The sequence below is a fragment of the Streptomyces sp. ERV7 genome, from assembly GCF_001653515.1.
GTDB lineage: Bacteria > Actinomycetota > Actinomycetes > Streptomycetales > Streptomycetaceae > Streptomyces.
In genome coordinates this window covers 632,105-657,057 of record NZ_LYOY01000051.1, presented here as the reverse complement: position 1 = coordinate 657,057, position 24,953 = coordinate 632,105, and the positions used below count along the sequence as shown (strand labels likewise).

Sequence of the window (24,953 nt, the reverse complement as noted above, 5' to 3'; positions counted from 1 at the left end):
GTGGGGCCGTCAGCGGCTGGCGGTGACCGCCGCGACGATGGCGTGGGTCAGCCGGGTGACATAGGCGTCGTCGGTCGGGCCGCCCGCCGCGAGCATACGGAAGTACAGCGGCGCGCCGAACAGGTCGGTGGCCAGGGCCGTGTCGATGTCGGGCGGCAGTTCGCCCCGTAGCGTCGCGCGGTCCAGGAGGGTCGCGACCGCCGAGCGACGCGGGCCGAGGACGGCGTGGTGGAGCGCGTCGTGGAGCGAGGCGCTGCGGGCCGACTCGGCGAGCAGGTCGGGGATGATCCGGCCCACCAGGGGGTGCCGCAGCGCCCGCAGGGTCTCCCGGAGGAACCGCTCGACGTCGCCGTGCAGCGACCCGGAGTCCGTCGTCGTGGGGATGTGGGCCGCGGCCGCCTCGGAGACCAGCTCGACGACCATGGCCTCCTTGGACGGCCAGCGGCGGTACAGCGCGGCCTTCCCGACGCCCGCGCGGCGGGTGACGGCCTCCATGGACATCCGTGCGTACCCGGACTCCGCCAGCTCCTCGAACATCGCCCGGCGGATCGTCTCGGTCACGGACTGGCGCAGCACACCCGCGCCGGCGGGCGGACGCCGCAGTTCGTCGTCGCGGAGGCTCACCATGATCGGAGACTAACACGGAACGGAACGGTTGCGTTCCGTGAGTGGCGGGTGTACGTTCGCGCCCTACGAGCCGGAACGGTGCCGTTCCGTTCCGTGGTTCGGCGGGAGGCCCGCGGTGAAGTTCCTCTTCGACGACAAGGCGTTCTCCTTCCAGGCGCTGCGCACGGCGGGACACGCCGTCTGCGGGGGCGCGGATCTCGGCGAGGTGCTCGTCACCTGCGAGGGCATCCCCGACGGCAACGAGGCCGCCTGGTGCCGCGCCTGGTCGGCCACCGCCGCGCGACTGCACCGCACCGGCGACGACGCACTGGCCGCCGGACACCGGGTGAGCGCGCGCGAGGCGCTGCTGCGGGCGTCCAACTACTACCGCACGGCCGACTTCTTCCGCGTCGAGGACCGCGACCTCGACCGGGAGTCGGACCGCCTGGCCTGGCACTCGCGCGAGACCTTCGCCCGCGCCGCCGCGCTGTTCGACACCCCGGTCCTCCCGCTGCGCATCCCGTACGAGGGCACGACCCTGCCGGGCTACCTCTTCCTCGCCGGACCCGCGGACCGGCCCCGGCCCACCGTGATCCACCACGGAGGCTATGACTCCACCCTGGAGGAGCTGTACTTCATGGTCGGCGCGGGCGCCCTGCGCCGCGGCTACCACGTGCTCGCGTTCGAGGGGCCCGGCCAGCAGTCGGTGCGCCGCGAGCAGGGCCTCGCCTTCCGGCACGACTGGGAGGCGGTCGTCACCCCGGTGGTCGACCACGCGCTCACCCTGCCCGGCGTCGACCCCGGGCGCCTGGTCCTGTTCGGCACCAGCTTCGGCGGACTCCTCGGCGCCCGGGCCGCCGCCTTCGAACGCCGCTTCGCCGCCTGCGTCCTGCACAACGGCATCTACGACTTCTACCGGCTGCCCCTGACGGGCATTCCCTCGCACCTGGCCGAATGGGTCACCGAGAGCCGCGACGAGGTCGCCGGGCCCGCCCTGGCGGTGGCCATGTCCCACAGCACCCAGCTGCGCTGGTTCCTGCGGCACGGCATGTGGGCCTTCGGGTCCAAGACCCCGGCCGAGGCCCTGCGCGCCTGTATGCCGTACAACCTCGACGGCGTGGCGGAGCGCATCACCTGCCCGACGCTGGTCCTGGACGCCGAGAACGACGTGGTCGCGCGCGGCGAGGCGCAGCGGGTCCACGCGGCCCTGCGCGGCGAGAAGGACCTCATCCGGTTCGCCGCCGCCGACGGCTCCGGCGAGCACTGCCAGGAGGGCGCGGCCCTCCACTTCCACCAGCGGGTGTTCGACTGGCTCGAAGAGCGGGGGATCTGATGCTGACCGACATCGCCGTCGTCCACGGGGTGCGCACACCCGTCGGACGTTTCAAGGGAGCGCTGCGGTCGATGCCGGCGCACCGGCTCGGCGCCCTGGTGATCCAGGAGGCCCTGCTGCGCGCCGGGGTCGACCTGCACGCCGTCGACGAGGTCGTCCTCGGCTGCGTCGGCCAGGTGGGGCCGGACGCCTTCAACGCGCGGCGCGCGGCCCTGGCGGCCGGGCTGCCGGTCGACGTCCGCGCGTACAACGTCAACCGGCTGTGCGGCTCGGGCCTCCAGGCCGTCTGGTCCGCCGCGCAGACGCTCGCCCTGGGCGAGGCGCAGGTGATGGTGGCCGGCGGCAATGAGTCGATGACCCGTCAGCCGATGCTCGACTACGGCGAGCGCGCCGCCGGTGAACTTCCCGGCACCCCCCGGATCGACGGGACGTTCTCGCTGGTCACCGACCCCTTCGCGCACGGCCCGATGGGGCTGACGGGTGAGGCGGTGGCCGCCCGGTTCGCCATCTCCCGGGCGCGCCAGGACAGCTGGGCCGCCCGGAGCCAGCGGTGCGCCGCCGAGGCCCTGGAGCAGGGGCGGTTCGCGGGGCAGGTCGTTCCCGTACTCACCCCGGACGGCACCGTCGAGCAGGACGAGCACCCGCGCCCCGGCACCACCGAGGAACGGCTCGCCGGGCTCGACCCCGCGTTCGCACCGGACGGCACCGTCACCGCCGGGAACTCGGCCGGGATCAACGACGGGGCCGCCGCCGTGGTGATGACGCGCGGCACGGATCTACGGGCCGGGACCGCCCCCCTGTGCTGGCTGCGCGATGTGGTGGTCACCGCCCTGGAACCGGAGATCATGGGCTTCGCGCCCGCCGGAGCCATCAGGAAGCTGCTGCGGCGCGCGGGGCTCGACGTCGACGACATCGCGGTGGTCGAGCTCAACGAGGCGTTCGCCGCGCAGGTCCTGGCCGTACTCGACGACCTCAAGCTGGACCCCGACCGGGTCAACCCGAACGGCGGGGCGATCGCGCTCGGCCATCCGATCGGCGCGACGGGAACGATCCTGCTGCTCAAGGCCGCCCACGAACTGCGCCGCACCGGCGGGCGGTTCGCCGTCGTCGCGCTGTGCATCGGCGGCGGACAGGGCATCGCCGCGCTCATCGAGAACCCGGAGGCGCGCTGATGGGCGAGTACGTCTGGTACCCCGGCCGGGAGCTGGCCGAGCACAGCAACGTCGCCCGGTTCTGCCGGGCCCACGGCGTGGACGGCTACCGCGCGTTGCAGCGCCGCTCGGTCGCGGACCCGGAGTGGTACTGGTCCACCGCCGCCCGCGACATGGGCATCGTCTGGCACGAGCAGCCGCTGTGCGCCCGCGACGGGCGCGGCGGGATCGCCGCCACCCGCTGGTTCCCCGGCGGGCGGACCAACCTGGTCGACTCCTGTCTGGAGCGCCATGTGCGGCACGGTCAGCCGGACGCCACCGCGCTGCGCTGGGAGCGCGAGGACGGCACCCGGGGACGGCTCGGCTACCGCGAGACGGCGCGGCTCAGCGCCCGGGTCGCCACGGGACTCCGCGGCCTGGGAGTGGGGGAGGGGGGCGTCTGCGTCGTCGCGTCCTGCTTCGCGTTCGCGTAGACGACCTTGCCCTTGCCGTTGGTCAGCTCGCTGACCTTCTTCTCGATGAGCGGCTTGTCGAACTTCTCGTAGCGCGCGGTCTGGTTCTCCGGCAGGAGCAGACCGATCTTGAGGGCGTCGCCCTTCTTGGAGCCGGTCGACTCCTTCGTCTTGTCGCCCGACTCCTTGGCGCTTCCGCAGGCGGCGAGAGAGACGGCCATCGCGGTGGCGGCCACGGCCACGGCGGCACGACGCATACGCGTGTTCATTCTGAAACCTCCCTGACGAGGCCGCGACGTTGCGGCCGAGGTGGCTGGAAGTCAACTCGGCTGCGGGGCCACCGTCAAGGAGTAAATCCTTAACGAGATGACAACGGTGCCATCCGTTATCTAAGTGAACGCAGGAGTCCCGGCGGGGAGAGCACTCTCAAGCAGGGTCGAATCGCCCATTTCACTCAGTACCAGAGCCAGCGCGCCGAGCACCTCGGCGCGGCCGCCCAGGGCACCCGGAAGGACCGAAAGCTGCCTAGCCGCACTGGGGATGGCGTAACGCGACACGGAGTCCCTGATGGGCCCCAGGACCAGCTCCCCGGCCTCCGCCAGATCGCCGCCGAGCACCACCCGGCTGGGGTTGAGCAGATTGCAGAGGTTGGCGACACCGCTGCCGATGTGGCGGCCCACGTCCGCCACGACACGCCGGCAGCCGGGGTCGCCCTCGCGGGCCAGCTGGACCACGCGCTCCATGGTCAGATCGGCCCCGTGGCTGGACTGGAGCAGCGGCAGCACGTACCGCGCCGCCGTGAAGGTCTCCAGGCAGCCCCGGTTGCCGCAGCGGCACACCGGGCCCGACTCGTCCAGGGTGATGTGCCCGATCTCGCCGGCCGTGCCGCCCGGGCCCCGGTAGATCTGCCCGTCGATCACCAGACCGGCGCCGACACCGCTCGCCACCTTGATGTACGCGAGGTCCTTGACCCCGCGCCCGCTGCCCCATACCAGCTCACCCAGCGCGCCCAGGTTGGCGTCGTTGTCGACGTACACCGGCACGCCCAGACGGCCCGAGAGCTCCTCGCTGGGGTTGATGCCGGTCCAGCCCGGCAGGATGGACGTGGAGCCCAGCGTGCCGGACACGACGTCGATGGGGCCGGGCACGCCCAGGCCCACGCCGATGACCTTGTCGTGGCCGATGCCGGTGGCCGCGATCAGGCGGGTGACCAGCTCTTCCGCCCGGCCGAAGCCCTGCGCGGAGGAGGCGTCGACATCCAGCGGTTCGGACTCCTCGGCGAGCACCTGGTGGGCCAGGTTGCCGACCGCGACGCGCAGATGGGTGTGGCCGAAGTCGACGCCGATGACGATGCCGGCGGAGCCGCTGAGCGAGACGCTGCGGGCCCGGCGGCCGCCTGCCGAGGTGGGTGTGACCTCGACGGTTCCACTGTCCTTCAGTTCACGAACGATATTGGAGACCGTGGCCGCGGAGAGGCCCGTGGTCCTGGCGATCTCGGCCTGGGTGAGCGAGCCCGCCATGCGCACCGCGCGTACGACCCGCTCCAGATTGGCCCGGTGCAATGACGTCTGCGACCCCGGAGTCTCCATCGACTCATCCACTCCTGCCGTAGGCAGGCGGCACGACGGCCGCCCCCGCACGGGGCCGCAGCTTTGAGGCCCCGCCCTATCTCCAACATGTGAACTCTAAGCTGAGCCTTTCGGGTTGTCTCCCGTCAAGACCTGAGCAGTGGGACATAGCACGGGACCGCCCGTCGGCGTGTCGCCGACGGGCGGTCCCGTGGTGGATACGGAGCGTGATGTACCGCTATTTGAGCGCCCCCGCGGTGAGTCCCGCGACGACCTGGCGCTGGAAGACGATGTACGCGGCGAGCACCGGCAGCATCGCCATCACCAGGCCCGCCATCAGCCCGGACCAGTCGCCCTTGTACCCCTGGCTGGTCGCGAGCTCGACCAGGCCCTGGGAGAGCACCCGCTTGTCCGGGTCCGTGTTGAGGACCGTCGGCAGCATGTACTGGTTCCACTGCCCCAGGAAGTTGAAGATGCCCACGCTGATCAGACCCGGACGGGCCATCGGCAGCATCACCTGGAAGAAGGTACGGGTGTGCGAGGCGCCGTCGATCATCGCGGCCTCGGCGACCGAGGTGGGCAGCGTCCGGAAGAACGAGGTGAGGAAGAAGACCGTGAACGGCAGCGAGTACGCGATGTAGACCAGGATCAGGCCGTGCGTGGTGTTCAGCAGGCTCAGGTTGTTCATCACGTAGAACAGCGGCACCAGGGCCAGCATGATCGGGAAGCTCATCCCACCGATGAACAGGTAGTAGATGAACCGGTTCCCGGGGAAGTCGAAGCGCGCCAGTACGTACGCGGCCATCGAGCCGAGCAGCAGCGTGCCGATGAGCGAGCCGCCCACCACCAGGATGGTGTTGACGAAGTAGTCACTCATATGGGCCTGCGTCCAGGCCCGCGACCAGTTGTCGAAGTGCAGCTTGTCCGGGAGCGCCCAGGGGGTGGACAGGATCGAGTTGTCGTCCTTGAAGGACGCCATGACCGCCCAGAGCAGCGGGATGACGACCATGAACGCCCAGAGGATGAGCACGCCGTGCGAGAAGACGTTGAGGACGAGGCCCTCGCCCTTCTTCTCCTTCTTCGCGGGTGCCGCCTGCTTGGCCACGGGCGGACGCTCCTCGGCGAGGTCGGCAGTCGAGGTGTCAGTGGTCATGAGAACTCCAGCCGCTCGCGCCGGCCCAGTCGCATCACTACCGCCGCGAACAGCAGCGTGACGACGAGCAGCGCGACACCGATCGTGGTCGCGTATCCGGCCTGACCGTCGCGGAACGCCGACTGATAGACGTAGAGCGGCAGGACCGTGGTCGAGTAGTCGGGGCCGCCCGGGCCCACCGTCATGATCTGCACGGAGGCGAAGGCCTCGGCGCCGAGGGCGAGGATGCCCATGTAGACCCAGCCGGACTGCACGGTGTCCCAGAGCAGCGGCAGGGTGATCCGGAAGAACGTGGTGAAGCGGCTGGCCCCGTCGAGCAGCGCCGCCTCGTAGAAGTCCCTGGGGATCGACGCCATTCCGGCCGAGAACAGCACCACGAAGAATCCGACCGTGGACCAGACGAGCACGGCCATCACGCAGTACAGCGCCAGATCCGGGTCGCCCAGCCAGTTCGGCTGGACGCTGCCGAGACCGACCCCCTTGAGCGCGGAGTTGATCACGCCGTTGTTGGGGTTGTACGCGAACTGGAAGAGCAGGGCGACGATCGCGATCGAGAGCACCTGAGGAAAGAAGTAGGCGATTTTATAGAATCCGGAGCCGCGCACTCCGGTAATGGCGGCGCCCTTTCGGCGCCGCCCGCCGACATTGAGCATGAAGGCGAAGAAGAGCGCGAGACCCAGCGTCACCAGCGGCAGCAGCAGGACGAAGAGCAGACTGTGCTGCAACGACTTCCAGAAGATGTCGTCGTCGAACATCCGCGTGTAGTTGTCGAAGCCGACCATCTTGAAGTCCGGGCTCAGACCGGTCCAGTCCGTGAACGAGTAGTAGATGGACTGGATGAACGGCCAGATGACGAAGAGTGAGTACAACGCCAGTGGGAGTACCAGAAATCCCACGATGAACCGGTACTTGCCGTGTTGCATGGTTACCGACCCCGATCTTCTAGCGGGTGCCGCCGCTGGTGACGCCTGACCACTGCCGCTACTTCTTGTGCTTGTAGTGCTTGACGTGCTGATCCTGGGCGGCCTTGTCGGCGTACCCCTGGATCTTCTTGATGGTCTCGGCCGGGGTGGCGCGGCCCGCCATCATCTCACCGAGACCGGCGACGCCGATCTGCTCCTTCTGGAGCTTCACATACCAGTCCTGGAGCCGCGGGTTGACGACGTTCGTGCCGGCCTTCTTCAGCGCGTCGACACCGGACTGCATGGCCGTGGACAGAGCCAGGCCGTCGGTGCCGCCGTTGAAGGCGGAGAGCGACTTCACCTGGGTGGTGAAGTTCTTGGAGGAGGCCTCGCTGAGCATGATGCGCAGCTGCTCCATACCGCCGACCGGGTTCTTCGCCTTGGCCGGGACGATGAACGGCTCGCCGCCGGACGCCCAGATGGTGCCGTACGGCAGCTTGTCGCCGCCGTCCAGGCTGGAGGGCGCGCCCACCATCATCTTGAAGTCCTTGGGCGTGGTGGGAGCGGCCTCGTTCTCCACCCAGGAGCCGTTCGGGATGAACAGCGCCTGCCCCTTGGTCCAGGCGGTCTGCGACTGGATGTGGGTCATGCCCGGGGTGCCCTGGAGGATGTAGCCCTTCTTGTAGAGCTCGTAGTACGCCTCGAACGCGGCCTTGACGGCCGGGTGCTCCCAGGCCTTCGGCTCCAGGTTGTCGATGGCGTCCAGGACCTCGCGGCCGCCGATCTTGGCGATGAACGGGTAGAGCGAGAACGGCAGGTAGTACGGGTACTTGCCCGGGTAGGTCCAGCCCGCGATGCCCTGCTTCTTGGCCTTCGCGCACAGGGCGAGCATCTCGTCCCAGGTCTCGGGGTACTTCGCGTCGAGCTTGTCCAGCGCGGTCTGCGAGTACCAGACGCCGTACACGGTGTACGCGTAGTAGAAGATCCAGCACTGGTCGCCGTCGAACTGGCCCATCTCGACGATGCCGGGCCGCAGTGTGTCGCGGACCTTCTTGCTCGGGTCGTCGATGGAGGGTGCGTCCAGGAGCGGGGTCAGATCGGTGAGCTGGCTCTTTCCGACCAGTACGCCCATGTCCATCTGCTCGGCGCCCGAGTTGTCGATCAGGTCCGGCGGGGTGCCGCCGTTGAACTTGGGCTGGAGCTCCGACTGGATCTTCTGCGTCTTGTGGAAACTGATCTTCGCCTTCGGGAACGCCTTCTGGTAGACGGCGTTCGCGTCGGTGGCGTACTTGGTGCCGAAACCGCCGTCGAAGATGACGACGTCGAGAGGGGCCGACTCATTCACCGCGAGCGGGTTCTTGTCGGACTTGGTGCCCTTCTCTACCTTCTTGTCGTCGCCGCTGTCGCCGCTCGCACAGGCGGACAGGAAGCCCATCGCCGGAACGGTGATCAGACCGAGCGCCGCGGACCGCTTGATCAGATCGCGACGGCCCAGGCCCTCATTGCTGTCGTGGGCGGAGGTGGATCCCATGCTCAAGTCCTCGCCTTCTCCAGGACTCAGGCGGTGTACCGGTCGCCCGTACCAAATCGCCTGCAGGCGAAGGGCCCCGCCACCGCGGTCAGTTGTGCTGAAGCTTGGGTAGTGCAGGGTACGCAGCGGATACGTCGGACATTGCGGAGGATGACGTGCCGTTGCTTCCCCGACGTCCCCCGTCCCCCGAGCCCGCCGGTTTCCCGGCGGAGCGGACGCCGACAGGTATAGTCCACTTTCCGTCAACTGAGCAAGATCGAAAGCATGGTTGGACGGCATCCTTTCCCGAGTTGAGACCTCTTGGATATCTGATGGCGGAGCGCGGTGGGCCGGACCCCCGCGACACTCCCGGGGCGCCCCGAAACGCCCAGGCCATTCCCCCTCAACACCCTTGACACCACGTATGACTTGCCTTCCTACTGGATCCTGCATTTTCTCTCTGACAACGTTGTCCAGATCGTATGACCGTCGCACACCCGGCCCCCGCCGGGCTTCGCCGTGTCATGCGCCCGCCAATGGAAAGGCCCCGTATGCTGCCCAGATCCCGGCTCCGACAAGGGCCGACGGCCGCCCTCGCGGCGGCCTCCTTCCTGCTCGTGGTGACGGCCCAGTGGGCCGCGTCGGCCCAGCCGGCCTCGGCCCGGCCCGCCCTCGGCGGCCAGGAGTTCCGCACCTCGTTCGAAACCGGCCAGCCGCAGCCGGACTGGCGCGACACCGTGGACACCGGCCCGGACGGGAGGAAGCGCGCGTCGGGGGTCGACGGCGGCTTCACCAGCGGCATACCGGGCAATGTCACCGACAGGGTGACGGCCGTACGGGCGAGCGCCGAGAACGACGGCTCGGGCGAGATCAAGGAGAACCTCGTCGACGGCCAGCCGAGCACCAAATGGCTCGCCTTCCAGCCGACCGCCTGGCTCGAATTCGATCTCGACAGCCCGGTCAAGGTCGTCACCTACGCGCTGACCTCGGCCAATGACGCGGCCGCCCGCGACCCGAAGGACTGGACACTCAAGGGCTCGGCGGACGGCAGCACCTGGACGACGCTTGACACCCGCTCGGGTGAAACGTTCCCCTCGCGCTTCCAGACCAAGACGTACGACTTCACGGGCTCCACGGCGTACGCGCACTACCGACTGGAGATCACCCGCAACGGTGGCGCCGACATCACCCAGCTGGCCGATGTGCAGTTCTCGAACGGGGACACCAGCACCCCGGTGCCCGAGGACATGCGGACGCTGACGGACCGCGGGCCCGGCGGTTCACCCACCGCCAAGGCCAACGCGGGATTCACCGGAAAGAGGGCCCTGCGTTACGCCGGTACGCACAAGGCGGACGGCCGGGCCTACTCGTACAACAAGATCTTCGACGTGGACACCCGGATCGGCCGGGACACCGTGCTCGACTACAAGATCTTCCCGTCGATGCCGGAGACCGACCTCGGCTACCCCGCCACGAACGTGTCGGTGGACCTCGCCTTCACGGACGGCACCTATCTGAGCGATCTGAAGGCCCTCGACTCGCACGGCGGAGCGCTCACCCCGCAGGGCCAGGGCGCGGCGAAGACGCTCTACGTCAACCAGTGGAACCAGGTGTCCTCGCGCATCGGGGCGGTGGCCGCCGGCAAGACGGCCGACCGGATCCTGGTGGCGTACGACTCGCCCAAGGGCCCGGCGAAGTTCCAGGGCTGGATCGACGACCTCGCCCTCGCCACGAAGAAGCCGGAGAAGCGCCTGGCGCACCTCTCCGACTACGCGCTCACCACCCGGGGCACCAACTCCAGCGGCTCCTTCTCGCGCGGCAACACCTTCCCGGCGACCGCCGTCCCCAACGGGTTCAACTTCTGGACCCCGGTGACCAACGCGGGCTCGCAGGACTGGCTGTACGACTACGCGCGGCGCAACAACGCGGACAACCTGCCCACCCTCCAGGCGTTCTCGGCCAGCCACGAGCCGAGCCCGTGGATGGGCGACCGGCAGACGTTCCAGCTGATGCCGTCGGCGGCGGCCGGGACCCCGGACGCCTCGCGGGCCGCACGCGCGCTGCCGTTCCGGCACGAGAACGAGACGGCGAAGCCGTACTACTACGGCGTCACCTTCGAGAACGGCCTCAAGGCCGAGATGGCGCCCACCGACCACGCCGCGACCATGCGGTTCACCTATCCCGGTGACGACGCGAGCGTGGTCCTCGACAACGTCAACAACAACGGCGGCCTCACTCTGGATCCGTCGACCTCCTCCTTCACCGGCTACTCCGATGTGAAGAGCGGCCTCTCCCAGGGCGCCACCAGGCTCTTCGTGTACGGCGCCTTCGACGCCCCGGCCACCGCGGGCGGCAAGCTGCCCGGGGGCGGCGGCGCGGACGTCACCGGCTATCTGCGCCTGAAGCCCGGCAAGGACCGCACGGTCACCCTGCGGCTCGCGACCTCACTCATCAGTGTGGACCAGGCCAGGGCCAACCTGGCCGCGGAGATCCCCCGGGGCACGTCCTTCGAGCGGGTGAAGGAGCGGGCCCAGCGCGCCTGGGACAAGATCCTGGGCCGGGTCGAGGTCGAGGGCGCGAGCCACGACCAGCTGACCACCCTCTACTCCTCGCTCTACCGGCTCTACCTCTACCCCAACTCCGGCTTCGAGAAGGCCGGTTCGAAGGACGTCTACGCCAGCCCCTTCTCCCCGGGGACCGGCCAGGACACCCCCACCCACACCGGCGCGAAGGTCGTCGACGGCAAGGTGTACGTCAACAACGGGTTCTGGGACACCTACCGGACGACCTGGCCCGCGTACTCGCTGCTCACCCCGGGCCGGGCCGGCGAGATGGTCGACGGGTTCGTCCAGCAGTACAAGGACGGCGGCTGGATCTCCCGCTGGTCCTCGCCGGGCTACGCGGACCTGATGACCGGGACCAGCTCGGACGTGGCGTTCGCCGACGCGTATGTGAAGGGCGTGGAGTTCGACGGCGAGGCCGCCTACGAGGCAGCGCTCAAGAACGCGACCGTCGTCCCGCCGTCCGCGGGGGTCGGCCGCAAGGGCATGGACACCTCGCCCTTCCTCGGCTACACCCCGACGTCGACCCACGAGGGTCTGTCGTGGTCCCTGGAGGGCTATCTCAACGACTACGGCCTGGCGAAGATGGGCGAGGCGCTCTACGAGAAGACGCACAAGTCCCGCTACAAGGAGGAGTCGGCGTACTTCCTGGGCCGCGCCCGCAACTATGTGAAGCTCTTCGACCCGAAGGCGGCGAGCGCCGGCGCGGGCGCGCCCGGCTTCTTCCAGGGGCGCGACGCCAAGGGCGACCCGCGGGTGCCCAGCGGCAGCTACGACCCCCGGGTCTGGGGGTACGACTACACCGAGACCAACGGCTGGGGCTACGCCTTCACCGCTCCGCAGGACTCGCGGGGCCTCGCCAACCTCTACGGCGGGCGCGCCGGTCTGGCGAAGAAGCTCGACGCGTTCTTCGCGACCCCGGAGACGGCCTCCCCCGACTTCGCGGGTTCGTACGGCAGCGTCATCCACGAGATGACGGAGGCGCGTGACGTCCGGATGGGCATGTACGGCCACTCCAACCAGGTCGCCCACCATGTGACGTACATGTACGACGCGGCCGGGCAGCCCTGGAAGACGCAGGAGAAGGTCCGCGAGGTCATGAACCGCCTCTACACGGGCAGCGAGATCGGCCAGGGTTACCACGGCGACGAGGACAACGGCGAGCAGTCGGCCTGGTACCTGTTCTCCGCGCTCGGGTTCTATCCGCTGGTCATGGGCAGCGGCGAGTACGCCATCGGCTCGCCCCTGTTCACCAAGGCGACGGTGCACCTGGAGAACGGCCGCGACCTCGTGGTCAAGGCGCCGGGGAACAGCTCCCGCAACCTCTACGTCCAGTCGCTGAAGGTGAACGGCAAGGCCTGGAAGTCCACCGCGCTGCCGCACTCCCTGCTGGCGCGGGGCGGCACGCTGGACTTCTCGATGGGGCCGCGGCCGTCGGCCTGGGGCACCGGCGAGAAGGCGGCGCCGGTGTCGGTCACGCGCGACGACAAGGTGCCGACTCCGCCGTCCGACGCGATCGCGGGCAGCGGCCCGCTGTTCGACGACACCTCGGCGACGGCGGGCACCTTCGATTCCATCGAGCTGCCGGTGGCGACGGCCACGCGCGCGGCGCAGTACACCCTGACGTCCGCCGACCGGGCGAAGGCGCCCAAGGGGTGGGTCCTCCAGGGCTCTTCGGACGGAACGAAGTGGGTCGATCTGGACAGGCGTTCCGGTGAGTCGTTCGCCTGGGACAAGCAGACCCGGGTGTTCGGCGTGGCCCGGCCGGGCGCGTACGCGCACTACCGGCTGGCGCCGACGGGCGGACCGGCGACGCTGGCGGAGATCGAGCTGCTGCGCTGACGACCCCATCGGGCGGGCGACCATATCGAGTTGGTCGCTTCTACCTCAAGCCGATTGACATGTAAAGGAGTCATGGAAAGATTCCGGTGAAACCCGTGGCGCGTCTCGTCTACTGAGGCGCGCCACGTCGCATCTGAGCCTCATGGATCATGGAGAACTACGTGGCCAAGAATCTGGCCAAGGATTCCGGCGCTTCCGGGACTTCCGCCACCTCCGGCAGCAAGCGGAGCCGGATAGCCGCGCGGCTCGCTGCCGCCACGGCCGCCGCCGCGCTGCTGGCCACCGGTGCGACCGCGGTCGCCGCGGCCGAGCCGCCGAAGCCGTTCACCGCCGCCGCGCCGACGCCCTCCGCGCCGCTGCTCGCGCACTCCGGCGCGATGACCTCCGCGCCCAGCCCCGAGGCCCCCCAGTTCGACCTGTTCGCCGCGGACCGCGCCAACACGCTCTACGGCTACATCCGCGACGGCGGCGGCGCCCTCAGCCCGCGCGCCAAGATCGACACCGGCTGGGACGCCATCAAGTGGACGACCCAGGTCGACCACGACGCCGACGGGTACGCCGACGGCTGGTGGGAGTGGGACAAGAACGGCACGATGTACTACGCCGCGGACGACGCCACCGCCCCGTGGACCGTCGGCGGCGGCTGGAACACGTACAACCTCGTGGTCTCCCCCGGCAACCTGGGCGGCGCGGGGGCCGGTGACCTGCTCGCCCGCGACGGCAGCGGCAACCTGTACATCTACCTGGGCTACGGCACGGGCAAGGTGGCGGCCCGCTACAAGGTCGGCGGCGGCTGGAACGCGTACAACCAGATCGCGGGCAACGGCGACCTGACCGGCGACGGCAAGGCCGACGTCGTCGCCCGCGACGCCTCGGGCACGCTGTGGCTCTACAAGGGCACCGGCAACTACAAGGCCCCCTTCGAGGGCCGCACCAAGATCGGTGGCGGCTGGAACACGTACAACGCGCTGTTCTCGATGGGCGACCTGGACCTGGACGGCACGACCGACCTCGTCGCGCGCGGCAACGACGGCTCCCTGTGGCGCTACTCGGGCACGGGCAACGCGGCGGCGCCGTTCGCGGGCCGCAAGAACATCGGGACGAGCGGCTGGAACACCTACCGGCTCTTCTTCTGATCCCTCTGATCGCTCGCACGGGCCGCACTCCCGCAAGGGGTGCGGCCCTTCGCGTTGCCACGTGTTTCGGCCCTCTGTCGGCCTTCCGCACTCAAACAGGTTGACAGGTAAAGGAGTTGTGTAAGGATCTCGATGATCGCGTGACGCGTCCCGGCGCACGGTTCAACAGGCGTACCCGGTGCCGCGTCATGGCTCATCGACTCAATGGAGAGATACGTGGCCAAGACTTCCGGCCGTACGCGTGGGCGCAGAGCCGCCGCCCGTCTCGCTGCCGCGGCGGCTGCCGCCGCCCTCGTCGGCACCGGCGCCTCCGCCTTCGCCGCCGACAACCCGAACCCGTCCGCCAAGGCGTCGGTGAAGGCCGCCGCCGCGAAGGCCGCCGCGCACGCCGCGGCCAAGGGCGCCAAGCACGGCGTCACCAAGGCGGACGGCGACCCCAACGGCGCCTACCCGGTCTTCTCGCTGATCGGCGTGGACCGCTCCGGCAACAGCTACGCCTATCTGCCGGACTACGAGGGCGGCTTCTCGCCCAAGATGCAGATCGACGAGGGCCAGGGCGGCCTGAAGAACGGCGCCCAGGTCGACAACGACGCCGACGGCGTCGCGGACGGCATCTGGAAGTGGAACACCCAGGGCACGATGACGTACGAGCCGTACGTCGAGCTGGAGACCACCACGGTCGGCGGCGGCTGGAACATCTACAACACGCTGCTGTCCCCGGGCAACCTCGGCGGCGCGGGCGCCGGCGACCTCCTGGGCCGCGACTCCTCGGGCAACCTGTACCTCTACCTGGGCTACGGCAACGGCAAGCTGACCTCCCGCTACCTGGTGGGCGGCGGCTGGGGCCAGTACACGGCGCTGGCGGGCAACGGCGACCTGACCGGTGACGGCAAGGCCGACATCGTGGCCCGCGGCGGCGACGGCACCCTGTGGCTCTACAAGGGCACCGGCAACTACAAGGCGCCCTTCGAGGGCCGCACCAAGATAGGCGGCGGCTGGAACACCTACAACGCCCTCGTCTCCTCGGGCGACGTGGACCTCGACGGCACCACCGACCTGCTCGGGCGCGACGCCGCGGGCGCGCTGTACCTGTACAAGGGCACCGGCAGCGCCGCGGCCCCGTACAAGCCGAGGGTGAAGATCGGGAACGGCGGCTGGAACACGTACCGGCTGATGTTCTGACGTCTCCGCACCACGGATCTGCACCGCGAAGAACCGGAGGGCAGCATTCCCCCACGGGGGAATGCTGCCCTTTGAGCGTTTTTGGGATACGGCGGGTGAACACGTGACGAGAAAGAGATGTTGTCTTGATCCCCTTTGTCGCCAAGCGGGTTGACAGGTAAAGGAGTCGTGAAACGATTCCGCTGAACTCGTGACGCGACTCGACACCCGAGTCACATCACGTCTCAATCACGACCAATGGAGACATACGTGGCCAAGATCTCTGGCCCTAAGCGTGGGCGGATAGCTTCCCGTCTCGCTGCCGCGGCGGTCACCGCCGCCCTCGTCGGCACCGGCGCCTCCGCCTTCGCCGCCGACAACCCCTCGGCGAAGCCGTTCAAGGCTCCGGTCGCCAAGCCGGCCAAGGGCGCGCTGACCGGCGCCCAGGCGGCGAACCCGGGTGACGCGCCGCTGTACGGCCTGAACGCCATCGACAAGGCCGGCGACGTGTACTACTACGCGCCGGACGGCAACGGCGGCCTCGAGGGCCGGATCAAGTACGACTCGGGCTGGAACGGCCTCAAGTGGGTCGGCCTGGTCGACCACAACGCCGACAACCTCGAGGACGGTGTCTGGGAGGCCGACTACAACGGCAACCTCTCCTACGCCGCCAACGACGGCAGCGCCCCGTGGAAGGTGGGCGGCGGTTGGAACACCTACAACCTCCTCCTCTCCCCGGGCAACCTGGGCGGCGCCGGTGCCGGCGACCTCCTGGGCCGTGACTCCTCGGGCACGCTGTACCTGTACCTGGGTTACGGCGACGGCAAGATGACGTCCCGCTACACGGTCGGCGGCGGCTGGGGCCAGTACACCCAGATCGCCGGCAACGGCGACCTGACCGGTGACGGCAAGGCCGACATCGTGGCCCGCGGCGGCGACGGCACCCTGTGGCTCTACAAGGGCACCGGCAACTACAAGGCGCCCTTCGAGGGCCGCACGAAGATCGGTGGTGGGTGGAACACCTACAACACCATCTTCGCCGCGGGCGACATCGACCTGGACGGCAAGGCCGACCTCGTCGGCCGCGACGGCTCGGGCGCGCTGTACCTGTACAAGGGCACCGGCAACGCCGCTTCCCCGTTCCAGGGCCGTGTGAAGATCGGCACGAGCGGCTGGAACACGTACCGGCTGTTCTTCTGATCCGATCCGGGTTGATCCGGTCTGAACCGGTCTGATCCGATCTGACGGAGGGCCGTACCGCTTCGGCGGTGCGGCCCTTCGGCGTTGCCGGCCACGGCCTCAACCGGCCGTGACAGTTCCTGCACATATCTGTTTGGAAGATGTGAGAAACCCGTGAAACGATCTCGTTGATCCTATGGCGAACCCCCTGGTGGGGCGCGCCATGTCTCAACAACTCCATGGAGAAATACGTGGCCAAGACTTCTGGCCGTTCGCGTGGACGCATAGCCTCGCGTCTCGCCGCCGCGGCGATCACCGCCGCTCTTGTCGCTACGGGCGCGAGCGCCGTTGCGGCCGAGAACCCTGTCAAGTCCGACAAGTCGGCCAAGCCCGTCGCCACGAAGGCCTCCGCCTCGCTGCGTTCCGGCGCGGTCTCGGCGTCCTCGCAGTTCGGTCTTTACGGCATCGGGCGCGACGGCGTCCAGTACGGCTACGGCCTGGACGGCCGGGGCGGCCTCGGCGACCGTGCCACGCTCGGACACGGCTTCGCCACCGACCGGGACGTCGTCCAGGTCGACAACGACGGCAACGGCGGCGGCTCGACCGGCATCTGGTTCCGGGGCGCCGACGGCAACCTGGGCTACCTGAACTGGGGCCAGTCGCCCCAGCTCGTGGGTGGCGGCTGGAACACCTACAACCACATCTGGTCGGTGGGCAACCTCGGCGGCGCGGCTGCGGGCGACCTGCTCGCCCGTGACGGCAGCGGCAACCTGTACATCTACCTCAACTACGGCAACGGCGCGCTGACGTCCCGCTACCTGGTGGGCGGCGGCTGGGGCCAGTACACCCAGATCGCCGGCAACGGCGACCTGACCGGTGACGGCAAGGCCGACATCGTGGCGCGCGGCGGCGACGGCACCCTGTGGCTCTACAAGGGCACCGGCAACTACAAGGCGCCCTTCGAGGGCCGCACCAAGATCGGCGGTGGGTGGAACACCTACAACGCCATCGTGTCCACCGGTGACATGGACTACGACGGCAAGACCGACCTGGTCGCGCGCGGCAACGACGGCACCCTGTGGCGCTACTCGGGCACGGGCAACGCGGCGGCGCCGTACAAGTCCCGCGTGAACATCGGCAACGGCGGCTGGAACACGTACCGCCTGCTGTTCTGATCTACGAGGCTCCTGAAGTCCTAAGCAGGTGAATGGGCCGCACTCCTTTCGGGAGTGCGGCCCATTCGTAGTTGCCTCTACGAGGGTTCAGGCGTCATGAGTCACGATGGCTGAGACCACAAGGACACACCGTCCGCGAAGACCGACATGCCGTTGCCCTTGTAAAGCCTCAGTGCCTGCGAACCGGTCCAGAGCCCCACGAGGTCGGACTTGCCGTCGCCGTTCACATCGCCGCTCATGAGGACGTTCGCGTTGCTCCACGACTTGTCGCCCCAGATGGAGACGCCTTCGTTGAGCAGACCCTGGGCGTTGCCGTGGTAGCCCCGCAGTCCGCCGTCACTGGTGATGGCCGCGAGGTCGTCGCGCCCGTCGCCGTTGAAATCGCCACTGGCGATCTGCTTCACCGGCTTCCACGTACTGTCACGCCACATTTGACGCTTCTGGCCACTGAGAGTGCCGTCGGTGTTGGTGGCGTACGAGTACAGCGAGCCGTCGCCCCAGACAGCGATGAGTCCGTCACGACCGGAGGTGTCCGACTTGTATCGGGCGACCTGCAGCATCGTCGACCAGGAGTTGTCCGGCCACATCTGCCTGCCCTCGGCAAGACTGCCATTCGGACGTCCCTGATACAGACGCAGCTTGCCGTCTGCCGCGACGGCCGCGATGTCACTCAGACCATCGCCGTTGAAATCGCCGCCGATGATCCTCTTGGCCGAACTCCAGGAACCGTCGTATGCCCACAGCAGACGCCCGTACTCGAGCGCCCCGTCCGCGTTGCCGTAGTACACGTGCAGTGCTCCGTCATCCAGCACCGCGGCAACGTCAGTACGACCGTCGCGATTGAAATCGCCAGTCGTCGTCACCGCGCTCAGAGCCGGAGGCCTGGCAGGGAGGCGAGTCTTCTGGATCCACTTGCTGACGTCGTCGAGTCGGCTCTCTACAGCTCCAGTGCGGGTCTCACTCTCTCCGAAGCAGCCCCCCTGCCAGGACCGGCTGTTAATACCGACCAGCTCGACCTTGCCGTCCTTCTCCCGGAATACGGGAGCGCCGGCGTCGCCCTTGCAGAGGCCCGCCTCGGATCCCGCCTTCTTGTCGATGCCGAAGCTGTCACCTGCTACAGCGCCCACGACGAAGGAGCCTGTGTGCGCCCTGTCAGGCACCCATTCGTCCTTCGTGCGGCCGTATCCGGCCGCTCGCAGCGCCTCACCCTCGACGGGCGGTGCGGTGGCGACCTGAATCGGGGCGGCATCGCGGAACGCAGGCCGCACTCCGTTCGTGGTGCTGCCGGGGGCCGCCCAATTTATCGGCGAGAGCCTGGCCATGACGAGATCGCGCCCCTGGGCGGGAACCAGTTCGAGGACCCTGCTGCTGTGGAACTCCTCGGTGAGCTTGTCCAGGCTGCCGCCCGTCTGCGTGACCACAGCCTTCATCTTCGGGGCCCCAGCAGGGATGACAAACCCCTCTTGAGGGTTGTCGGCGAAGCAACTCGCCGCAGTCAGAATCCACTGGGGGTCTACCAGGGCACCGGAGCAGGTCCGCTGGCCTTCACCGATGTGAATCTTGACGGCGAAGGAGTATGCACCGTCATCGACGAAACTCCCCACCACCGCCGCAGCATGTGAACTCATGGCCGCCCCGGAAACAACAACGGCGGTGGACAGGCTGGCTACCCGAGCCCAGCGCGAACGTCTGTCAGTCATCTTCATCTTTCTCGTCGAACGCCCAACCCTGCGGCCCGCAACTAGCCGTTGAATACCGGACGACTTCAGCCTTCCTGCAGCTGCCCATCGACCAGGCTCAGAGGTTTGCCATTTCATCCGGTCGCCCTCAGCTCAAGGAGGGCCGTGGGCTGAGAACCTGTCGCCTCACCCACGGCCTTGAAATGACCGGGCTCTACATCGACGGTCTGATGCGTCTTGCCGCCATCGGCCGTCAGGTCTGCAGTGACAGGGTGATCCTTCGTCTCCACAGCCCATACATCGGTGATCTTCATGGCCAGGTATCCGCTTTTGCCGATGACACGGAAGCAGACATCTTTGCTGTCGTTGTTCCGCGTCCATACTTTGATTTGCTGCGGCGAGCCGTCACAGGAGTCGGCAAGCACAATGTGGCCGTCTCCCTTGATCAACGTAATCTTCCTGTCCGCCTCGACCCTTGCCGCACCGGGGTACGCAAAGTCCTCGACCCCCGTAGACGGGAGGTCGTTCGCGCCGACTGCCACCGAAGGCGTGGAGGAGGGGTCGGCTGAGGCAAAGGCAGGAACGCCGATAGCGGCCCCCAGCGCAATAGCACTTCCAGCCACGATCAGCTTACGGATGAGAGAAGTCACCGACGTCCTTCCGGGCGCGGGTGACCACAAGCCGCGTCCCCCACGCACAACTAATGAACTAAATCCCCAAGCCCAAAATACCCGGCGCCCGGCCAAGAATGTCAACGTGACCTGCTTCACAGGATCACGTTTTCGGCCGTTTCAAAAACCCCTACTCCATGCAGCCTCCGAGACATTTAAGCCAACTTTGCCTCCCGTTCTGCCAACGAGCAGGACTTGGCGAAGACGCCATAAAGCCAACAGCTATGCTCTCGACGCCGAAATACGGCAACTGGCCATGCCGGAAAACGAGATGAGTGTCGCTTTGAAACGAAGAGCGGGCTGGAAAGACGCAACGCGGGGGACATCAAGCGTGCTACGCACGCTAGGCCTCTGCCTGTTGTCCACCATCCTGACGACAGGGCTCCTGGGATCCGAACCAGCCACGGCTGCGGAGCCCGTTGCCTCCGCAACAGACGCTGGTTCCCCCACTCCCACGGCTCGAGGACAGGTTCTGGAGCTGTGGAAAGCCGGCGGAACCGCGATGAAGGCCGCAGCGGAAGCCGCGCTGCTCGGTAGCGACTCCGACGTGAAGTACTTCCTTGAACAGGTCAAGGACAAAACCGAGTTCGCCGATAATCGAGTCGCGGCCGGCCAGCTCATCAACGTAGGCGGGCGGGGGGTCCAGGAAGCAGCACTCAAAGCTCTCGGGGGCACCCCTGAGGAACTCAGGTCCTTTCTCAAAGATGGCTGGAAAGCCCCTCTAGAGCAGGACCAAAGGGTCCGGGTGGCTCAGGTCATCAACACGGGTGGCCGTGGAGTCCAAGAGGCTGGCCGCAAAGCCCTCAATGGCACGCCCGAGGACATCGACGCCTTCCTCGAACAGGGTCAGTACACCCAGCGTGATCAGGATGATCGCGTCGAGCTGGCGCAGATCCTCAGCACCGGCGGCGCCAATGTAGTAGCCGCCGGGCGAATCGCGCTGAACGGAACGCCGGACGACATCCGGGAGTTCCTCCAGGTCGGCCAGTATGTGGCACGGTCACGTGACCAGGAGTACGCCACCGTTGCCCAGCTCGCGGCCCAGGCGCGCGAGGCAGGCCGTCAGGCCGCAGCGGAGACCGAGGCCGCCAAGGACGCATCAGCACGTGCCGTCACCGCCTCGAAGCAGGCCAAGAAGGACGCCGAGAAGGCGGCGGCCGAGACCGCGCTCGCCAAGAACGACGCCGACACAGCTGCCGCGAAGGCCAAGGAGGCGGCCACAGCCGCCAATCAGGCTGCGGCTGCCGCGCAGCAGGCGATCGACGCGGCCCGTGCGGCCAACAACTCGGCACGAATCGCGGCCAACGCTGCTTCCCAGGCCGCGGCTGCAGCCGCGGGCGCAGCCCAGGCAGCGTCCCGCGCGCAGAGCGCGGCCGCCGCTGCCGCCCTGGACAAGAACAAGGCATCGGCGGCAAGGCAGGCAGCCGAAGGGGCGCGGACCGCTGCCAAGGGTGCTCATTTGGCCGCGGACGCCGCTGGCCAGGCCAGTGTCGCGGCATCCGCCGCAGGGGACGCCGCGCTCGCTGCATTGAGCGCCGGCGGCAATGCGAACGATGCCGCCACGGCAGCTGAAGAGGCCAGCACCTACGTCGACCAGGCAGACGGCCGGGCCGCCGAGGCTCGCGAGGCCGCAGCCGCTGCCCGCAGGCACGCAAGGGAAGCGAACCGCGCGGCCCTCGCAGCGGAAGCTCTCGCACGAAAGGCGGCAACCGCTGCGGGGCAGTCCCGGGATGCGGCCAATTCTGCCGCCGGACACGCGGAGAAAGCGGCCGAGGCCGCCGACAACGCAGCCGCCCATGCAGGTGAGGCCGATACTGCCGCTACCCAGTCCGAAGCCCGTGCCAAGGCCGCCACCGAAGCAGCAGACGCGGCCGGCAGCGCTGCGGCCAAGGCCCAGTCCACCCATGACCTGGCTCGACAGGTCGAAGCCGAAGCTCTCACCACTCGTACGAACGAGAGCATCGCACGCGCTCAGGACCTCAAAGCCAAGGACGAGCTCGACCAGAGGAACAAAGCCAAGGCAGCCCAGCAGGCCAAAGACCTCCGGGCCGAAGCCGAGCGCCTGGCCACCGAGGTGTCCCAGCCCGGCTCCGATCCCGCCTCTGTCGACGCCAAGGGCCGCAAGCTCGCCCTGCTGACCCTGAAGACAGGTCCGCCGTGGAGCCAAGCGGCCGCTGAGTCGGCGCTCTCCGGCACGAGCCAGGTAGTCGCCGACTACTTGCGCACCGGCCGATTGGAGGCCGCCCAGCAGGACGACCGCGACCGTGTCGAAGAACTGGCCGGGGAAAGCCCGATCAGCTCGGTACGTACCGCCGCGGAGGCAGCCCTCAAGGGGGATGCCGCACAGATCACCGCGTTCCTGGCCAACGGCCAGTACGAGGTCGCGGCTCCGGACTTGCGTGTCCACATCGCCCAGATCATCGACAAGGGCGGCCGCGGCGTGGCGGAAGCAGGGCGCGCGGCACTCGATTCGGCGACTATCGACAAGTACCGGGAATTCATCGGCGTCACGCAGTACACGGCCCGGACCGAGGACGAACGTGTCCGCGCCGCCCAGTTGTTCGACAGCGGAGGCCCCCAGGTCAAAGCGGAGGCCCGGATCGCCCTGGAAGGTCCGGCTCGCCAACTGCACGCTTTCACCGAGGTGGGTCAGTACAAGGCCCAGCAGCAGGACCTCCTCGCCGCGACGCATGTCTCGCAGGTCCAGCAGCTGATCGCCGAGGCGTCCAAGGTGGCCGCCACAGCTCAGCAGAACGCCGCAGAAGCACGCTATGCCGCGTTCTTCGCCCGCAAGGCATCCGACGAGGCCGACGCTGCAGCCAAGGAGGCCGAAGAAAGGAAGCGCGAGGCCAAGACCTACGCTGACCGCGCGGCCCGGTCCGCCCGGGAGGCCGAGGCCTCGGCGGCCCAGGCGGCGGCCTCGGCGAAGACCGCCCGCGATGCCGCCAACAATGCCCAGGAAGCAGCCAACAAGGCGTCCACTTCGGCCGACCAGGCACAGCTGTCGGCGGCATCGGCGCACTTCTCCGCTTCAGCGGCATGGGCCGCTGCCGATGACGCCCGGGCCTCTGCGACCGCCGCGGGTAAGGACGCGGACACCGCGGCCAAGGCAGCCAAGGAAGCCTTCAACGCGGCCGTTACCAAAATGCGGGCTGAAGAGGAAGCACGGAGGAAGGCCGCACAGGACCCTGGAGCTCAAGCCCGAGAGCGGTACCGGTGCGGATTCGTCACCTGCCAGGAAGCACGCGACACCCCCGGCCGCTGGTGCCAGCACAACGAGACAGCCTGCGACATCCTTTCCATGGCACCTGCCTTCGAAGCTGCCATGAACAAGCTGTACGGGTACGCGAACTACGCCCTTCACATGAGCTCGCTGGTGAGCTGCGCGGACTACGACCTCTGGGCCTGCGGGGACTTGTCCCAACAGCTGGCCTACAAGTGGCAGATGCGGCTCATCGCGAAAACGCTGGATGCGATCAGCGACGGTGAGCGCCAACCGACTTTCTGCACCAAGTGCTTCTTGCCCGGCACCAAGGTGCTGATGGCCGACCGGTCCTCGAAGAACATCGAGGACGTCCACGCCGGTGATGAGGTCCTGGCAACCGACCCCGTCGCTGGCAAGACCGGACCGCGCCGGGTCACCGACTTGATCATCACCGAGGACGACAAGCGGTTCAACGAACTGACCATCGCAACAGCGAACGGGCCACAGAAGCTCACCACCACCTACGAGCACCCGTTCTGGAGCCCATCCGCGCACCGCTGGCTGGATGCGAACGCACTGACTCCCGGCACAGAGCTCCTCAGCACCGACCGGGGCACTGTCCGTGTCCAGGCCAATCGCGCCTACAGCAAGCACGCACGCACCTACAACCTGACCGTTGACGACCTCCACACCTACTATGTCTTCGCAGGAAAAACACCGGTTCTCGTTCACAACTCTGACTGCGGACCTGAATTCAACTCCGCCCGGTCCGCACTGACCCACTGGCTCAAGCATGCCTTTGGTGTCGACCTCAACCAGAGGGGTAATTTCAAGTTCCCCAAGAGCGGTGAGCCGACCCCCAGCCCGGACATGGCGGAGTTCAACGGCCGCAACGGGTTCAACAACTACAAGAAGGCGGCGAGTAAATTCCTCTCCGGAGAACCCAGGTCTGGTGATTACGTCACAGACTCCGGCACCCTCTTCCGATTCGACCCGAAAAGCGGATACTTCGGCGTCAGAAATAGCAGTGGAACGATTTCCACATTCTTTCGGCCGGATCATGGTGCAGAATACTGGCAGGAGCAGATGAAGATTTTCTCAGGAAGACTTATTCCTTAGTCGACGCGAATCGCCGCGCAGTCGACTGGCGCCTGATCTCCCGGAGGGGCGTCGCATCTCTCACTGCGGCGCCCCTCCGGCAACCTTAAGAAGTGGATACGAAATTGAGTCTCAGCCGAGAATTCCTGGACCGGTATGTGGAAGTTCAGCTCGAATGCGGGAGGAACAGAGTCCATCAAGCTGCGGTCGATCTCGGCTTGTGGAGGGGGTTCGTCACGACGTGCGAGAGCGGTTACGACGACTCTCTCTACGAGTACCACTTCGACTTGCAAGTCCGGGATGCCATTGAAGCCGCTCTGAACGACCGTGAACTCTCTCGTCTCGACGGGTACGACCTATTCCACGCGAAAGTTTCCGTCATTGATGAGAAGTTCCGCCAGATCGCCACCGTGCCCCTACCGGTAAAAGACCGTACCAACCGTGCCTGGTGGAACTTGGCCGTGCCCCACCAAGGCTGTAAGGAATTCGCGGAAAACCTGCGGGAGGAATTTGGCGTGACCATCACGGTGGCGCCTGAGAGCGATGACTGAGGACGTGCGCCGCAGGGTCG

17 protein-coding genes and 1 pseudogene are annotated in these 24,953 nt (G+C 67.8%); 10 read left to right on the top strand and 8 right to left on the bottom strand.

Features of this window, described 5'->3' with window-relative positions; all coding sequences use genetic code 11:
• Window positions 1-9 precede the first annotated feature (9 nt).
• Window positions 10-627 (bottom strand): TetR/AcrR family transcriptional regulator, encoded by a 618-nt coding sequence (locus A8W25_RS25785; protein WP_067165545.1) that lies wholly within the window; start codon window positions 625-627, stop codon window positions 10-12.
• 115 nt (window positions 628-742) lie between these two features.
• Here A8W25_RS25785 and A8W25_RS25780 point away from each other — a divergent pair, with 115 nt between their 5' ends.
• Genes A8W25_RS25780 through A8W25_RS25770 form a run of 3 tightly spaced genes read left to right on the top strand, consistent with a single transcriptional unit; the run spans window position 743 to window position 3,563 of the window.
• The gene (locus A8W25_RS25780) at window positions 743-1,939 is read left to right on the top strand and encodes an alpha/beta fold hydrolase (RefSeq protein ID WP_067165544.1); all 1,197 of its coding nucleotides are present in this window, start codon (window positions 743-745) and stop codon (window positions 1,937-1,939) included.
• Window positions 1,939-3,111: a thiolase family protein gene (locus tag A8W25_RS25775; protein WP_067165541.1), complete on the top strand. Its 1,173-nt coding sequence runs from the start codon at window positions 1,939-1,941 to the stop codon at window positions 3,109-3,111. The genes A8W25_RS25780 and A8W25_RS25775 overlap by 1 nt, the downstream gene beginning before the upstream one ends.
• Window positions 3,111-3,563, top strand: coding sequence for an acetyl-coenzyme A synthetase N-terminal domain-containing protein (locus A8W25_RS25770; RefSeq protein ID WP_067165538.1), 453 nt, complete (start codon window positions 3,111-3,113; stop codon window positions 3,561-3,563). The genes A8W25_RS25775 and A8W25_RS25770 overlap by 1 nt, the downstream gene beginning before the upstream one ends.
• Here A8W25_RS25770 and A8W25_RS25765 read toward each other — a convergent pair.
• From A8W25_RS25765 to ngcE, 5 genes and pseudogenes are all read right to left on the bottom strand, one after another.
• Window positions 3,530-3,811: pseudogene (locus A8W25_RS25765) on the bottom strand (ABC transporter substrate-binding protein); the annotation flags it as partial. The gene A8W25_RS25770 and the pseudogene A8W25_RS25765 sit on opposite strands and share 34 nt — an antisense overlap.
• A 120-nt stretch (window positions 3,812-3,931) precedes the next feature.
• The gene (locus tag A8W25_RS25760) at window positions 3,932-5,131 is read right to left on the bottom strand and encodes an ROK family transcriptional regulator (protein ID WP_067165533.1); all 1,200 of its coding nucleotides are present in this window, start codon (window positions 5,129-5,131) and stop codon (window positions 3,932-3,934) included.
• Window positions 5,132-5,348: 217 nt separating this feature from the next.
• Entirely contained in the window at window positions 5,349-6,263 is a 915-nt protein-coding gene (locus tag A8W25_RS25755) for a carbohydrate ABC transporter permease (protein ID WP_067165530.1), read from the bottom strand.
• Window positions 6,260-7,186: a carbohydrate ABC transporter permease gene (locus A8W25_RS25750; protein ID WP_067165528.1), complete on the bottom strand. Its 927-nt coding sequence runs from the start codon at window positions 7,184-7,186 to the stop codon at window positions 6,260-6,262. The genes A8W25_RS25755 and A8W25_RS25750 overlap by 4 nt, the downstream gene beginning before the upstream one ends.
• A 58-nt stretch (window positions 7,187-7,244) precedes the next feature.
• A complete protein-coding gene (gene ngcE, locus A8W25_RS25745) occupies window positions 7,245-8,696 on the bottom strand; it encodes an N-acetylglucosamine/diacetylchitobiose ABC transporter substrate-binding protein (protein ID WP_067165526.1) in 1,452 nt (483 codons plus the stop codon).
• Between the two features lie 530 nt (window positions 8,697-9,226).
• On the opposite strand from ngcE, the gene A8W25_RS25740 reads away from it, so the two are divergent.
• The 5 genes from A8W25_RS25740 to A8W25_RS25720 all read left to right on the top strand — a co-directional run bounded on the left by A8W25_RS25740 (window position 9,227) and on the right by A8W25_RS25720 (window position 17,729).
• Window positions 9,227-13,078, top strand: a complete 3,852-nt coding sequence (locus A8W25_RS25740; RefSeq protein WP_067165523.1) for a GH92 family glycosyl hydrolase — start codon at window positions 9,227-9,229, stop codon at window positions 13,076-13,078.
• Between the two features lie 149 nt (window positions 13,079-13,227).
• On the top strand, window positions 13,228-14,214 hold the full coding sequence (locus A8W25_RS25735) for an FG-GAP repeat domain-containing protein (protein ID WP_079126385.1): 987 nt from the start codon (window positions 13,228-13,230) through the stop codon (window positions 14,212-14,214).
• A gap of 216 nt (window positions 14,215-14,430) precedes the next feature.
• The gene (locus A8W25_RS25730) at window positions 14,431-15,396 is read left to right on the top strand and encodes an FG-GAP repeat domain-containing protein (RefSeq protein ID WP_234386578.1); all 966 of its coding nucleotides are present in this window, start codon (window positions 14,431-14,433) and stop codon (window positions 15,394-15,396) included.
• 249 nt (window positions 15,397-15,645) lie between these two features.
• Complete coding sequence (locus A8W25_RS25725; protein ID WP_067165519.1) at window positions 15,646-16,575, top strand: FG-GAP repeat domain-containing protein; 930 nt, start codon at window positions 15,646-15,648, stop codon at window positions 16,573-16,575.
• 230 nt (window positions 16,576-16,805) lie between these two features.
• On the top strand, window positions 16,806-17,729 hold the full coding sequence (locus A8W25_RS25720; protein WP_067165516.1) for an FG-GAP-like repeat-containing protein: 924 nt from the start codon (window positions 16,806-16,808) through the stop codon (window positions 17,727-17,729).
• A 101-nt stretch (window positions 17,730-17,830) separates the two neighbouring features.
• On the opposite strand, the gene A8W25_RS25715 is transcribed toward A8W25_RS25720, so the two are convergent.
• Window positions 17,831-19,435 (bottom strand): FG-GAP-like repeat-containing protein, encoded by a 1,605-nt coding sequence (locus A8W25_RS25715; RefSeq protein ID WP_234386577.1) that lies wholly within the window; start codon window positions 19,433-19,435, stop codon window positions 17,831-17,833.
• A gap of 107 nt (window positions 19,436-19,542) precedes the next feature.
• The gene (locus A8W25_RS25710; protein WP_067165514.1) at window positions 19,543-20,058 is read right to left on the bottom strand and encodes a hypothetical protein; all 516 of its coding nucleotides are present in this window, start codon (window positions 20,056-20,058) and stop codon (window positions 19,543-19,545) included.
• A gap of 352 nt (window positions 20,059-20,410) precedes the next feature.
• Between A8W25_RS25710 and A8W25_RS35135 the strand changes: the two genes are divergently transcribed.
• Window positions 20,411-24,403 (top strand): polymorphic toxin-type HINT domain-containing protein, encoded by a 3,993-nt coding sequence (locus A8W25_RS35135; RefSeq protein WP_267890399.1) that lies wholly within the window; start codon window positions 20,411-20,413, stop codon window positions 24,401-24,403.
• 92 nt (window positions 24,404-24,495) lie between these two features.
• A complete protein-coding gene (locus tag A8W25_RS25700; RefSeq protein WP_158942711.1) occupies window positions 24,496-24,933 on the top strand; it encodes a hypothetical protein in 438 nt (145 codons plus the stop codon).
• Window positions 24,934-24,953 lie beyond the last annotated feature (20 nt).

Excerpts from the sequence above, each read along its gene's own strand:
- A8W25_RS25785 (WP_067165545.1), bottom strand. The coding sequence starts at position 627 with ATGGTGAGCCTCCGCGACGACGAACTGCGGCGTCCGCCCGCCGGCGCG.
- A8W25_RS25775 (WP_067165541.1), top strand. The coding sequence starts at position 1,939 with ATGCTGACCGACATCGCCGTCGTCCACGGGGTGCGCACACCCGTCGGA.
- A8W25_RS25770 (WP_067165538.1), top strand. The coding sequence starts at position 3,111 with ATGGGCGAGTACGTCTGGTACCCCGGCCGGGAGCTGGCCGAGCACAGC.
- A8W25_RS25760 (WP_067165533.1), bottom strand. The coding sequence starts at position 5,131 with ATGGAGACTCCGGGGTCGCAGACGTCATTGCACCGGGCCAATCTGGAG.
- A8W25_RS25755 (WP_067165530.1), bottom strand. The coding sequence starts at position 6,263 with ATGACCACTGACACCTCGACTGCCGACCTCGCCGAGGAGCGTCCGCCC.
- A8W25_RS25750 (WP_067165528.1), bottom strand. The coding sequence starts at position 7,186 with ATGCAACACGGCAAGTACCGGTTCATCGTGGGATTTCTGGTACTCCCA.
- ngcE (WP_067165526.1), bottom strand. The coding sequence starts at position 8,696 with ATGGGATCCACCTCCGCCCACGACAGCAATGAGGGCCTGGGCCGTCGC.
- A8W25_RS25740 (WP_067165523.1), top strand. The coding sequence starts at position 9,227 with ATGCTGCCCAGATCCCGGCTCCGACAAGGGCCGACGGCCGCCCTCGCG.
- A8W25_RS25735 (WP_079126385.1), top strand. The coding sequence starts at position 13,228 with ATGGAGAACTACGTGGCCAAGAATCTGGCCAAGGATTCCGGCGCTTCC.
- A8W25_RS25715 (WP_234386577.1), bottom strand. The coding sequence starts at position 19,435 with ATGAAGATGACTGACAGACGTTCGCGCTGGGCTCGGGTAGCCAGCCTG.